This is a genomic window from Thalassospira lucentensis (assembly GCF_032921865.1).
GTDB classification, from domain to species: Bacteria; Pseudomonadota; Alphaproteobacteria; order Rhodospirillales; family Thalassospiraceae; genus Thalassospira; species Thalassospira lucentensis_A.
On record NZ_CP136684.1, the window covers coordinates 900663 to 914295 of the forward strand.

Annotated in this window: 8 protein-coding genes; 3 read left to right on the forward strand and 5 right to left on the reverse strand. The window is 55.8% G+C overall.

What is annotated here, in order from left to right:
* Positions 1-58: 58 nt before the first annotated feature.
* The 4 genes from R1T41_RS04830 to R1T41_RS04845 form a co-directional block, all read right to left on the reverse strand.
* Complete coding sequence (locus R1T41_RS04830; RefSeq protein ID WP_062948264.1) at positions 59-1132, reverse strand: branched-chain amino acid ABC transporter permease; 1074 nt, start codon at positions 1130-1132, stop codon at positions 59-61.
* 18 nt (positions 1133-1150) lie between these two features.
* Complete coding sequence (locus R1T41_RS04835) at positions 1151-2044, reverse strand: branched-chain amino acid ABC transporter permease (RefSeq protein WP_062948266.1); 894 nt, start codon at positions 2042-2044, stop codon at positions 1151-1153.
* A gap of 68 nt (positions 2045-2112) precedes the next feature.
* On the reverse strand, positions 2113-4062 hold the full coding sequence (locus R1T41_RS04840) for a long-chain fatty acid--CoA ligase (RefSeq protein WP_317340330.1): 1950 nt from the start codon (positions 4060-4062) through the stop codon (positions 2113-2115).
* Positions 4063-4064: 2 nt separating this feature from the next.
* Positions 4065-4874, reverse strand: a complete 810-nt coding sequence (locus R1T41_RS04845) for an ABC transporter ATP-binding protein (protein WP_062948270.1) — start codon at positions 4872-4874, stop codon at positions 4065-4067.
* 804 nt (positions 4875-5678) lie between these two features.
* Between R1T41_RS04845 and acnA the strand changes: the two genes are divergently transcribed.
* On the forward strand, positions 5679-8366 hold the full coding sequence (gene acnA, locus R1T41_RS04850) for an aconitate hydratase AcnA (RefSeq protein WP_062948272.1): 2688 nt from the start codon (positions 5679-5681) through the stop codon (positions 8364-8366).
* A gap of 226 nt (positions 8367-8592) precedes the next feature.
* The gene (locus tag R1T41_RS04855; RefSeq protein WP_317340333.1) at positions 8593-11157 is read left to right on the forward strand and encodes an EAL domain-containing protein; all 2565 of its coding nucleotides are present in this window, start codon (positions 8593-8595) and stop codon (positions 11155-11157) included.
* 62 nt (positions 11158-11219) lie between these two features.
* On the opposite strand, the gene R1T41_RS04860 is transcribed toward R1T41_RS04855, so the two are convergent.
* On the reverse strand, positions 11220-12557 hold the full coding sequence (locus R1T41_RS04860; protein WP_062948276.1) for a sodium-dependent transporter: 1338 nt from the start codon (positions 12555-12557) through the stop codon (positions 11220-11222).
* A 281-nt stretch (positions 12558-12838) separates the two neighbouring features.
* Between R1T41_RS04860 and R1T41_RS04865 the strand changes: the two genes are divergently transcribed.
* The gene (locus R1T41_RS04865) at positions 12839-13582 is read left to right on the forward strand and encodes a DUF1223 domain-containing protein (RefSeq protein WP_317340336.1); all 744 of its coding nucleotides are present in this window, start codon (positions 12839-12841) and stop codon (positions 13580-13582) included.
* Positions 13583-13633 lie beyond the last annotated feature (51 nt).

Consider the following 13633-nt stretch of genomic DNA (forward strand, 5'->3'; position numbering starts at 1 on the left):
CCGATTTTGATCCTGCCCCTTTTGTGTTTTTTAGCGGGGCGGGTTTCGGCGGTAATTATCAGTACGAGAAGGGATAAAGCTTCCAGTACGCCCTGATCTGCTGCCAGCGGTGCGCGAGCCCGTCCGGTTCGAAGATCAGGAAAAGGATGATGGCCAGACCGATCGCCATCTCCTTGATATAGGCCAGTCCATCGGTCACAGCCGTTGAATTGGCCCATTCGAAAACACTTAAAAGCCCGACACCGTTTTCCATGACTTCCGGCAGCAGAACCATGAAGACGGTCCCCATCAGCGTGCCCTTGACCGAGCCAAGACCGCCAATGATGATCATGCCCAGAAACTGGATCGACAGCAGGATGGTAAAGCCCTCGGCCGAGACAAAGCCAAGATAGTGGCCATACATCGCCCCGCCGACCCCGGCATAGAAGGATGAAATCGCAAAGCTCATCAGACGATATTTCGTCAGATTGATGCCCATGATTTCCGCTGAAAGATAATGATCACGTACCGCAACAAAGGCACGGCCATCACGGGTCCGCATCAGGTTCGTGCCCAGCAGATACATGATCACAAGGAAGAACAGGCAGACATAGAAGAAGCTGAAATCATCCAGCACTTCATAACCGAACACATTGACCGGGTTCGCCGCCGCCCCATAAGACCCGCCGGTAAACCAGTCGGCCCGGGCAAAGAAATCTTCCAGGATGAACTGGGCGGCCAATGTCGCAATCGCCAGATAAAGCCCCTTGATCCGGGCAGCAGGCAGACCGAACAAAAGCCCGACAGCCGCCGTCATAAGCCCCGCCAGCGGGATCGACAGCAAAACCGGAATGCCGGTCGTATTGTTGATCCAGGCGGATGCGAATGCGCCAAAGCCAAAGAACGCCGCATGACCCAACGAAATCTGCCCGGTGAAACCGACCAGAATATTCAGACCAAGGGCGGCAATCGCAAAGTACGAGATCTGAATGAACAGGTTGACGTAATAGCCATCCAGAACAAACGGGATCAGGGCGGTTGCAATCACACCAAGGATCGCGGCATTGCGCACAAAGGTGGTGTCGAAAATCCGCGTATCCTGTCGATAGGTGGTGCGAAAATCACCGCAGGGACGCATCGAAAATCCAGCCATAACGTATTACTCCGCCCCTTAGATGCGTTCGATGTCTTTGGTGCCAAACAGACCGTATGGCTTGATGCAAAGAATGATGATCAGCACATAGAACGGTGCGATCGAAAACAGGTTGCCCCAGTGCAGATACTGACCGTCGACAAACTCGGCGGTGTTTTCCAGAAGACCGATGATCACACCGCCGACAATCGCGCCGATGATTGAATCAAGCCCGCCCAGAATGACCGCCGGGAAAACCTTGATCCCGATCACCGAAAGCGCGGATGAAACCCCGTTGACCATCCCGATCACGATACCGGCAACACCCGATACCAGGGCTGAAATCGCCCAGGACATGGCAAACACGGTCTTGACGGAAATACCAAGGCTTTGCGCGACCTGCTGGTCAAAGGCGGTGGCCCGCATCGCAAGGCCCAGCTTGGAATATTTGAAGAACCAGTAGAACGCCGCCATGATCACCAGCGAGATCACGAAACTCATGATATAGGCGGTTTCGATCTGCATGCCGAAAAGGTTGATCGACCGTTCGCTAAACACCTGCGGATAGGTCGCGGTGGTCGCACCGAATATCCATTTCGTTGCCGCCTGGAAAAAGATCGAAAGCCCGATCGTCACCATGATCACCGAAATGATCGGCTCGCCAATCATCGGGCGCAGCACCACCATTTGCAGGACAATGCCAAACGCCATCATGAACAGCAATGTGAACAGGAACCCAAGCCAGAAGGGCATCTGCATTTCCACCAGAAACGCATAACAAACCCATGCCCCGATCAAAAGAAACTCGCCCTGTGCGAAGTTCACGATCTGGGTCGATTTGTAAATCAGCACGAAACACATGGCGACCACGCCATACAATGTTCCGACAATCAGCCCGTTAAGCAGAAGCTGAAACAGAAGTTCGAAATTCATGTTGCCATCCCTGTAATGGCGGCCCCGCAACCTTTATGGCATTTGGGGCGCACTGTTTTATCGCTGCCTTATTCGGCGGCTTTGGGGGCCGTCTGTGCGGCCTTGTCCCCGTCCAGATCGACGACCTTCACACTTGTCTGGATGCGGGTTTTTGACCCGTCCTGGAAGGTGATCATGGTGTCGATATCAACCTTTTCATTGCCAGCATAAACCGCGTCGATGATGTCGGCGTATTTTTCCGCAACCACGCTGCGGCGAACCTTGCGGGTACGCGTCAGTTCGCCGTCATCGGCATCCAGTTCCTTGTAAAGCAGCAGAAACCGCTTGATGCGCTGGGCTTCCGGCAGGGTTTCATTCACCTGACGGATTTCATCAACGATCATGTCATAGACCTGCGGCTGGGCTGACAGATTGGTATAGTTGGTAAAGGCAATCCCGCGCTGCTCGGCCCATTTCGCCATGATCGAATAACGGATGCAGATCATGGTCGACAGGAACGGCAATCCCTTGCCAAGGATCACGGCCTCGGCAATGAAGGGCGAGAATTTCAGTTTGTTTTCAATAAACTGCGGCGAAAAACGCACACCTTTGGATGTTTCCGCCAGATCTTTCAGGCGATCAATCACCACAAGATGCTTGTTGCCTTCCTTGAAGTAACCGGCATCGCCCGTATGCATCCAGCCATCCCGGACATCCTCGTCATAGGCCGCCTGGTTTTTATAATAGCTGGTAAACATGCCCGATGTGCGCGCAACAATCTCGCCAACGCCGTTTTCATCGGTATTGATGATTTTGATTTCCGAATTGTCGAACGCGCGCCCGACCGTATCGAAATCAATGTCGTCGGGCTGATGGATGGTATAGGCACCGCAAAGTTCGGTCTGCCCGTAAAGCTGGCGCAACGGCACGCCCATGGCATGAAAGAACTTGAAGGTTTCCGGCCCCATCGCCGCCCCGCCGGTCGCCGCCGACCGCAGATTGGAAAAGCCCAACCGGTCCTTTAACGCATTCATCAACAGGACATCGGCAACCCTGGAATGACCGCCGCCATCAAGGGCTGTGCGCGCCAGAGCCATGCCGAAATCATACATTTTCTGTTTGAACAGGGTCGCATCCATCATGCGTGCCCGCACATCGGCGGCAATGGCTTCCCAGACGCGCGGCGCCAGCAGGACGAAGTTCGGTCCGATCTCGCGAAGATCGGCCATCATGGTTTCCTGTTCTTCGACAAAATTGACGATCTGGCGACTGATCAGCGACTGACCGACGACATAAACCTGTTCCATGATCCATGGCAGCGGCAGAACCGAAACATAGTTGTCACCCGGATATTTCGGGTCGGCCCGCAAATAGGCCGCACAGTGATCAAGGAAATCACCGGCATTCAGCATCGCCATTTTCGGCTTGGACGTCGTGCCTGACGTGGTGCACAGGATCGCGCATTCATCACCGCGCGTATCGGCCACCATGCCGTCATAGGCACCGGGGTCTTTTGCCTCGACCGCACGGCCAAGCTCGTAAAGCTTTTCGATATCCATCAGGCGCGGGTCTTCGTATTTCCGCATCCCGCGCGGATCGCAATAAACGATATGTTCAACCGTCGGAATCTGGTCGGCCAGTTCCAGAAGCTTGTCACACTGTTCCTCGTCCTCGGCGATCAGAACCCGCGCACCGGAATAGGTGATCAGATAGGCGACTTCTTCATGAAGGCTGTCCCGATACAGGCCGACCGACATGGCACGTAGCGCATGGGCGGCAATTTCGCCCCAGACCCATTCCGGGCGGTTTTCGCCGATAACGCCGATCACATCACCGGGCTTGATGCCCATATCGCGCAGGCCAAGCGCCATCCATTTGACGCGGTCGTTATAATCTTTCCACGTGAATTCCTGCCAGATGCCGAATTCCTTTTCGCGCATGGCAATTTCGTCGCCCCAGTGGCGCGCGTTATAAGCCAGCACCTTCGGAAAGGTATCAAGCGCCTGCACATCGGCATAATCGGGTGTATTGCTGCTCATGTTCAGGCCACCTGCTCGTCTTCATCGGTTGCGTCATCATCTTCGCCGAGATAGGCCTTTTTGACATGGGCATTCGCCATGACTTCTTCGGGCAGGCCGGCCGCAATCTTGCGCCCGAAATCAAGAACCATGACCCGGTTGGAGATATCCATCACCACCCCCATGTCATGTTCGATCATGACAACCGTCATGCCCCATTCTTCGTTCAGGTCGATGATAAAGCGCGCCATGTCCTCTTTTTCCTCGAGGTTCATGCCCGCCATCGGTTCATCCAGCAGGATCAGATCGGGGCGCAACGCCACCGCACGCGCCAGTTCAACCCGCTTTCGCAGACCATAGGATAGCGTTCCCGCCGTTGCCTTGCGGATATGGGAAATTTCAAGGAAGTCGATCACATCCTCGCAGAAGCGCCGATGTTCAAGCTCTTCCTTCTGCGCGCCGGAAAACCAGTAAAGCGGCCCGGTCAGGCAATTATTTTTCAAAAGATGGTGCCGCCCGACCATGATGTTATCAAGCACACTCATATGGCCAAAAAGCGCCAGGTTCTGGAAGGTACGGCCAATGCCCAACTCTGCGCGGTCATTGGGTTTAAGCCCCGTGACATCCTTCCCCTTGAAGGCAACGGACCCGGTGGTCGGCTGATAGCGACCCGAAATGCAGTTAAGCATCGATGTCTTGCCAGCCCCGTTCGGACCAATGATTGAAAACAGCTCGCCGGGCTGGACGGAAAAGCTGACATCGCTCAGCGCGCGCACGCCGCCAAACACAAGCGACACGTCGCTGATCTGCAAGATGGGACCCTGTGACGTCATAACGTCGCTTATCCTCCCTGACTTGGGCCGCAGGCATCCTTGTGTCCGGTTGACCGGATCAAAGGTGGATACCCCGTGCCTCTTGTTCAGTTTCCCTGATGATGTGCCGGTTTTTATTTGCCCCGGACCTTACGGAAACCGGGCTTGGCACATTTAATACGTATTTAAGTACCAATTTCAGCAAATCACGTCAACGTGTTGCACAGCAACGGATTGAGACTTTTCACAAATTCGCGCTGCACAATTTTTGCGTTCTGGTCTGATGAATGCATTTCCACCTATAATTCCGTAAGGTCATCGTGGCACAACCCGGAAACCGAAAACCCTGAAATTATTGCGCCGCACCATTGAGGCACCTGTTCGCGCTGCACCACGTGCATTCCGGCAAACCCCGAAATTGCCCCCTTGCACAGTCAGGCGGCCACCCGATTCGTTGCCGTTTGGACAGGCTTCTCCCCTTATTGGACAGGTCGCCTTCTACATTCGAGTCTTTCCAAACTGGACGGTGACCCCGTGGACTCGCAAACGATGTCCGGGCGGATTTGCGGCGTTTTTCACCGGAATCACATACCTTGCGATTGCCATTACACGCCAGCCATTCACCAATTCATTGTTATCGCAGGGATTTCAAGAATGACCCTTTTGCGGGTCTGGACTTTCGGGGGGAATTGTGGTGTAACCCCGTGGCACATACATATGTAGCCGTGACCCGCGTCACGAGAAACAGATAGCCCACCGCTCGGCGCTCCGACGGTCGGGGTGTCTTGTCACGACAAGCCCTTTAACCACCTTGAGGAGGGTCTGATGTCCATTTGTGGCAAAGACAACCTGCAAACGCGCCGCACGCTGAAAGTCGGGGATAAATCCTACGACTATTACAGCCTTAAAGTTGCTTCCGAAAAAATCGGCGACGTTTCCAAACTTCCGTTTACGCTGAAGGTCGTTCTGGAAAACCTTCTGCGTTACGAAGACGATTTCACTGTCAAAACCGACGATGTCAAAGCTGTCGTGGAGTGGCTCAAATCCCGTACGAGCTCGCACGAGATCAACTATCGTCCGGCCCGCGTCCTGATGCAGGACTTCACCGGCGTTCCCGCCGTTGTCGACCTTGCCGCGATGCGCGATGCCGTCGTCAAAATGGGTGGCGACGCCCAGAAGGTGAACCCGCTTTCACCGGTTGACCTCGTCATTGACCACTCGGTCATGATCGACTTCTTCGGCACCGACGACGCACTCGACAAAAACATGGAAGTCGAGTTCGAACGTAACGGCGAACGCTACGAGTTCCTGCGCTGGGGCCAGAATGCGTTCAACAATTTCCGCATCGTCCCGCCGGGGGCAGGTATCTGCCACCAGGTGAACGTCGAACATCTCGCCAAGGTCGTCTGGACCGGCGAAGATGACAACGGCAAAACCGTTGCCTATCCTGATACGCTGGTCGGTACCGACTCTCACACCACCATGGTCAACGGCCTTGCCGTTCTGGGCTGGGGTGTTGGCGGTCTCGAAGCCGAAGCCGCAATGCTCGGTCAGCCGATCTCGATGCTGATCCCCGAAGTCGTCGGTTTCAAACTGACAGGCTCGATGAAAGAAGGCATCACCGCAACCGACCTCGTGCTGCGCGTCGTTCAGATGCTCCGCGAAAAAGGCGTTGTCGGCAAGTTCGTCGAATTCTATGGCGACGCACTTGACCATATGAGCCTGCCGGATCGTGCGACCATCGGTAACATGGCACCGGAATACGGTGCGACCTGTGGCTTCTTCCCGATCGACGATGAAACGCTGAACTACATGCGTAACACCGGCCGCTCCGAAGAACAGATCGCACTGGTCGAAGCATATGCCAAAGAACAGGGCATGTGGCGCGACCCGAGCTTCGAAGCAGAATATACCTCGACCCTTGAACTCGACATCTCGACCGTCGAACCGGCCCTGTCCGGTCCGAAACGCCCGCAGGACCGCGTTCTGCTGAAAGATGCCGTTTCAAGCTTCACCAAGACCTTTGCCGATATGGCACCGGGTGTTGATGCGGATCGTTCTGTTCCGGTTTCGAACGAAAACTTCGCAATGAAAGACGGTAACGTCGTTATTGCCGCCATCACGTCCTGCACCAACACCTCGAACCCGAGCGTGCTGATCGCAGCCGGCCTGCTGGCGAAAAAAGCGGTTGAACTCGGCCTGCAGCGCAAACCGTGGGTGAAAACCTCGCTCGCACCGGGCTCGCTGGTTGTTGCCGACTATCTCGAAAAAGCCGGTCTGCAGTCCTATCTCGACAAGCTTGGCTTTAACGTTGCCGGTTTCGGTTGCACCACCTGTATCGGTAACTCCGGTCCGCTGGCCGACCCGATCATCGAGGCAATTGACGGCAACGACATGCTCGTTACCGCCGTTCTCTCGGGCAACCGTAACTTCGAAGGCCGCATCAGCCCGCAGGTCAAGGCAAACTACCTTGCCTCCCCGCCGCTGGTTGTTGCCTATGCCATTGCCGGTAACCTGAAGGTCGATCTGAACAAAGACCCGATCGGTACCGACAAGAACGGCAAAGACGTCTTCATGAAAGACATCTGGCCGACCAACAAGGAAATTGCGGACACCATCGCGTCCTCGATCTCTGCTTCGATGTACAAGGATCGTTACGACAACATCTTTGCCGGCCCGAAACCGTGGCAGGAAATCGAAGTCACCGAAGGCGAAACCTTCGATTGGGATGGCAAATCAACCTACGTCCAGAACCCGCCTTACTTCGTCAATATGGCGAAAGAACCGGGTGAGTTCTCGGAAGTTCATGGTGCACGTCCGCTCCTGATCCTGGGTGACTCTGTCACCACCGACCACATTTCTCCGGCCGGTTCGATCAAGGCAGAAAGCCCGGCAGGTGAATACCTCAAGGCTCATGGCGTCGAAGTTCGTGACTTCAACTCCTACGGCGCACGCCGCGGGAACCACGAAGTCATGATGCGCGGTACCTTTGCCAACATCCGTATCCGCAACGAAATGGCACCGGGCACCGAAGGTGGTGTTTCGGTTCATTACCCGTCCGGCGAACAGGGCTGGGTCTATGATGTTGCCATGCGTTACCAGGCAGAAGGCACCCCGCTGGTTGTCATCGCTGGTAAGGAATACGGCACCGGTTCGTCCCGTGACTGGGCAGCCAAAGGCACCAACCTGCTTGGCGTCAAAGCTGTTCTGGCCGAAAGCTTCGAGCGTATCCACCGCACCAACCTGGTCTGCATGGGCGTCCTGCCGCTGCAGTTCAAGAACGGTGAAGGTCGTGCGACTTACAAGCTTGATGGCACCGAAGTCTTCGACGTTCTGGGTATCGGCAACGGTATCAACCCGATGCAGGACGTTACGGTTCGTATCACGCGCAAGGATGGCTCCACCGAAGAGGTCATTGCCACCTGCCGTATCGATACCGAAAACGAAGTCCTTTACTACCAGAACGGCGGCATTCTGCAGTTCGTTCTGCGTAACATGATGAAAGCGGCCTGATTTCTCCTGAAATCAGAAGCTGACTGAATGCGAAACACCCCCGCCTTTTATGGACGGGGGTGTTTTTTTGCAGGAACCTGCACCTTTAAATTGCGCCAAATCCAAACCACATCTATCCATTGATTTATAACAAGTCAGCCATCCCGACGATTTGCTAGGGATGAGGCTAGACCAGAAATGCCCGCAAACCGGGTGCCAGACAGGATTTGGACAGCAACAGGTTATTATGACGCGCCCCAGTTTTTCGGATGGCAAGCCTCCCCACCTGACAGTAGGTACGATTTCCCCCGGCATTGTGTTGCGCTGCGGGCCGGAAACCGCCATTGGTCAGGCCATCGACATGATGCGCGAAGCCAATTGCAGCTCCATCATTGTCACCAGGGATCATCTGCCGGTCGGAATCTGGACGGAAAAGGATTGCCTGTCCCTGCCGGCCGACTGCGAAGCCACCCTGAACGAGCCGATATCAAAATGGATGTCGGCCCCGGTCCACAGCATTTCCGTCCACGCCACGCCCGAGGCCGCGATCATCCGCATGCGCGAACGCCATGTCCGCCATCTGGTCACCGTGGACGAGGAAAACCGCCTTGCCGGCATCATCAGCCAGTCGGATCTGATCCGTCAGCAGGGAAGCTGGCGCAAGCTTGGCGATGGTGATGTCGGTGCCGCCATCCGCCGCACGACAATCTTTGTCGATGGCGATATTGCGATGTCGGAACTGCGCGCCCGCATGCATGACGCCAAATGCGACTGCGCGATTGTTTATGATCCGTCGGTTGCGACCGACCCGGTCGCCATGCTTGATCACACCGGGATCATCACCGAACGCGATATCCTGCGCAATCTGGCCAATGGCGATCACGCAATCCCCGCCATCAAGGTCGCCAGCCGTCCACTGCGCGTTATTTCCGCCAGGGCCAGCCTGAACAATGCCCGCGACACGATGCTGGCCGAACATATCCGCCATCTTGCCGTCATTGATGAAGCCGGCAACGTGATCGGCGTTCTGTCATTTGCCGATCTGCTGGAATTCATCGAACAGGACTACTTCGCCCATCTCCGGTCCGTGATGGAAGGCCGCGATGTCGAACTGAGTGCAGCCCGCCGGTCGCTGTTTCTCGCCGACAAGATCATTGAAACCTCGCCCGACGGGATCATGGTCTGTGCCGCCGACGGCACGATCGAACTGGTCAATCCTGCCTTCACGCGCGTGACCGGCTACACCGCCAGCGATGTGATCGGCAAGAACCCGAATATCCTGCAATCCGGTCGCCAGTCCCGCGAATTTTATACCGCGATGTGGCGCGATATTGCGCGACAGGGCAAATGGGAAGGCGAAATCTGGAACCGTCGCAAATCCGGCGAAATTTATCCCGAATGGCTGTCAATCATCGCAATCCGCGATGCCGATGGCCAGATCAGCCAGTATGCGTCGATCTTCACCGATATCAGCGAACGCAAGAAAAACCGCGAGGATATCCTGCGGCTTGCCCATATTGATGAACTGACCGGCTATCCCAATCGCCGCCGCTTCCTTGAGCTGCTGGCACATGGCATCGGTGAGTCCCGGCGCAAGGGAACGCGCCTGACGATCCTGCTGCTTGATATCGATAATTTCCAGCGGGTGAACAACACATTGGGCCACGGTGACGGCGACGATGTTCTGGTCGAAGTTGCGCGTCGCCTGCATCGCCGTCTGGATCAGGGCGGGGTTCTGGCACGTGTCGGTGCGGATGAATATGCCATCCTGCTGTCAGGCGGCCAATCTGCCGACGATGATGCCGCACTGGCCGACGATCTTCTAAAGGCGTTAAGCCAGCCGCACCGCACCAGCAAGGGGCAGGAAATCTATCTTTCGGCCAGCATCGGCATTGCATCATTCCCCCACGATGCCAACGATACCGCCAATCTTTTGCGCAATGCCGAAATTGCCATGATGCAGTCCAAGGAACAGGGGCGAAACCGCTTCAGCCGCTATAACCGCGCCAGCCATTCACGCAGCGATACCGACCTTGCCCTTGAAACCGCATTGCGTCGCGCCCTGGACCGGGATGAATTTCATCTGGTCTATCAACCGCAATTCGAAGCCCGTACCGGCAACCTGCACGGGGTCGAAGCCCTGTTGCGCTGGAACCATCCGGAACGCGGCCCGATCCCGCCAACCGTGTTCATTCCCGTGGCCGAGGAAATCGGCGTCATCGGGGAACTGGGCCGCTGGGTACTGCGCCATGCCTGCCGACAGGCCGTTTCATGGCGCGAAAAGGGCCTGCACAACATCACCATGGCGGTGAATGTCTCGGTTCAGCAATTCTATGGCACGGTTGATCTCGCCGACCAGATCAGAACAATCCTGGTCGAAAAGGGCATGGCTGCCGACCGGCTGGAAATCGAAATCACCGAAAGCCTGTTCATGCAGAACATTGATGAAATGCGCGCCAACATGCAGCGCATTCGCGATCTCGGCGTCAAAATCGCCCTGGATGATTTCGGTACCGGCTTTTCCAGTCTCAGCTACCTGCGCAAACTGCCCTTTGACACGATCAAGATGGATCGCAGCTTTGTAAGCGACATCAATCAGGGGCGTGAAGGCAGCACGCTTGCGATCACCATCCTCAATATGGCGCAGAACCTGCGCAAAAAATGTGTCGCCGAAGGTGTCGAAACCAACGCCCAGCTCACGCTTCTGCGCGATGCCGGCTGTGACTACATTCAAGGCTACCTCATGGGAAAACCGATGAGTGCCGATGACATTTTCGACCTGTCACAGCAAAGATCGGCCGAAGCTTCCTGACACAGACAAAAGGGCGGGGAAATTCCCCGCCCTTTGCATTTCCGATGCTTTGAAAAGCTGGCCTAAAGCACGCCAAGCCCCTTCAGCAGAATGAAGGCAATCGCAAGCGGTGCGATGAACTTCACGATAATGCCCCAGGCATTGATCCAGCCCGGCACCACACCATTATGGGCAGCGATGTCTTCCTTGGCCTTGCCCCAGACAACCCAGCCGACAAACAGCGAGATGAACAGACCACCAATCGGCAGCAGCAATTTCGAGCTGATGTAATCCATCAGATCAAAGAAGCCGAGGCCAAAGATGGTGAACTCGCCCATGATGCCAAGCGACAGCGAGGACGGAATCCCCAGCAGGAAGATAATCACACCCACCACGATTGATGCCGATTTGCGGCTGATGCCACGGTCATCGACAAAATAGGCGACAACCACCTCAAGGATCGAAACCGCCGACGTCAATGCCGCAATACCGAGCAGCAGGAAGAACATGAACGCAAAGACCGATCCCATCGGCATATGCGCAAACACCGCCGGCAGCGTGATAAAGGTCAGGCCCGGCCCCGCACTTGGATCAAAGCCGAATGCAAACACGGCTGGCAGGATCAGAAGACCCGCCATCACCGCAACCGAGGTATCAAGCAGCGTCACCCAACCGGCCGAACTTGCGATATTTTCCTTTTTGCTCAGATACGAGCCATAGGTAATCATCGCCCCCATCCCAAGCGAGAGCGAGAAGAACGCCTGCGAAAGGGCTTCCGATACCGTCGTCCACGTGACTTTGGAAAAGTCCGGCGACAGCAGGAAGGCAATACCTTCGCCTGCACCCGGAAGCGTTACCGAACGCACGATCAGGATCAGCAACAGCGCAAACAGGGCTGGCATCAAAATCTTGGACGCGCGCTCGATCCCCGAACCGACACCCGCCAGAACCACAAAGATCGTCAGCGCCATGAACAGCGCATGATAGATCAGCGGCGAAACAGGATCGGAAATGAACCCGCCAAAGATGCTGCCCAATGCGGCCGGGTCCTCAATCGCAAGCGCCCCGGTGATCGATTTGACCATGTAGGAAATCGTCCAGCCGGCAACGACGCTGTAAAATGACAGGATGATAAAGGCCGCCGCGACACCACAGAAACCAACCAGCGGCCAGACGCCGCCTTTAAGCTTCGCGAACGCACCAATCGCATTCTTTTCCGCCATCCGGCCGATAACCATTTCAGCCAGCATGACCGAAAGCCCGATGGTAAAGACCAGCGCCAGATAAATCAGCAGGAAGGCGCCACCGCCATTCTCGCCCGCCATATAGGGAAACTTCCAGATGTTGCCCAGCCCCACGGCCGACCCGGCAGCCGCCAGGATAAAGCCGAGGCGTGAACCCCAATGCTCTCGTTTAATCATTGCCTGCAAACCTTTCTTGGACCGGCATCCACGGAAAGTCGCTCCCGCCGCAGTGCCTGTTCCTCATTTTTCTGTATAAACGCAAAGGTGATTTCACCTCACGCATTCCGTGAAGACCTGTTGCCCCCTTTCGGAATTGACCGGAGCTAATAACACCAATCTTCCGAAATCTCCTGTCTAAATTCCCGGATTTCACGCAAAAATCGGTCGTTTTGGCGCATACGGGCCTTTCAACGCCTTGTGATTGGTGGTTGATACGCATTTTGGGGCATCATCAAGCCATGAAACAGCTTCGCCCCCTTATCATCATGCTTGCAACCGCGTTTTTCGGTGGTTTTTCGACCGCATATGCAGCCGAATCCACTTCACCCCGCGCCGTGATCGAGCTTTACACATCCGAAGGATGCAATTCCTGCCCCCCGGCGGATCGCGTCCTTTACGAATTAAATCAGGAACGTAGCGACCTTCTCGCACTGTCCTTCCATGTCGATTACTGGAACTATCTTGGTTGGGAAGACCCGTTTTCCAGTGCCGCCAATACGGAACGCCAACGTGATTATGCCGGTCGCATGCGCGAACGTTATGTCTATACCCCGCAGGTCGTGATCAATGGTGATCATGTCGTGCGGGCCACCGCCAAAAACCAAATCGTCACCACCAGCGATGAAACCACCCCGCTTCGGCAATGGGCGGAACTGGCCCTGCAATCGGATAACCGTGCCACGCCCGCCAATGGCAAATTGAAACTCGGCATGGTCGATACCCCACCCGCCGGTCAATCCTACCAGCTTTGGCTGATCGGCTTTGATCGCGAACATGAACGCGATGTCCGGTCTGGCGAAAATGCCGGTCGGCGTCTGGTTCACGCCAATGTCGTGCGCGAAATGATCGATCTCGGTCAGTGGGATGGCACGCAGCGCGAACTTGATTTCGCCCTGAGCCAGCCTTGTGACGGTGGTGTTGTGGTTCTTGTTCAGGAAGGCCGCGGCGGCCCGGTTCGAAGCGCTTCGGTCATCCGCTTCTGATTATCTGTCCTTCTGCCAAACGCCGCAGCCGGTTTTTGATCGCTGCGGCGT

Bases quoted from the DNA above. Each gene is read 5' to 3' on its own strand.
- R1T41_RS04830 (WP_062948264.1), bottom strand. From the start codon at position 1,132: ATGGCTGGATTTTCGATGCGTCCCTGCGGTGATTTTCGCACCACCTAT.
- R1T41_RS04840 (WP_317340330.1), bottom strand. From the start codon at position 4,062: ATGAGCAGCAATACACCCGATTATGCCGATGTGCAGGCGCTTGATACC.
- R1T41_RS04835 (WP_062948266.1), bottom strand. From the start codon at position 2,044: ATGAATTTCGAACTTCTGTTTCAGCTTCTGCTTAACGGGCTGATTGTC.
- R1T41_RS04845 (WP_062948270.1), bottom strand. From the start codon at position 4,874: ATGACGTCACAGGGTCCCATCTTGCAGATCAGCGACGTGTCGCTTGTG.
- R1T41_RS04860 (WP_062948276.1), bottom strand. From the start codon at position 12,557: ATGATTAAACGAGAGCATTGGGGTTCACGCCTCGGCTTTATCCTGGCG.
- R1T41_RS04855 (WP_317340333.1), top strand. From the start codon at position 8,593: ATGACGCGCCCCAGTTTTTCGGATGGCAAGCCTCCCCACCTGACAGTA.
- R1T41_RS04865 (WP_317340336.1), top strand. From the start codon at position 12,839: ATGAAACAGCTTCGCCCCCTTATCATCATGCTTGCAACCGCGTTTTTC.
- acnA (WP_062948272.1), top strand. From the start codon at position 5,679: ATGTCCATTTGTGGCAAAGACAACCTGCAAACGCGCCGCACGCTGAAA.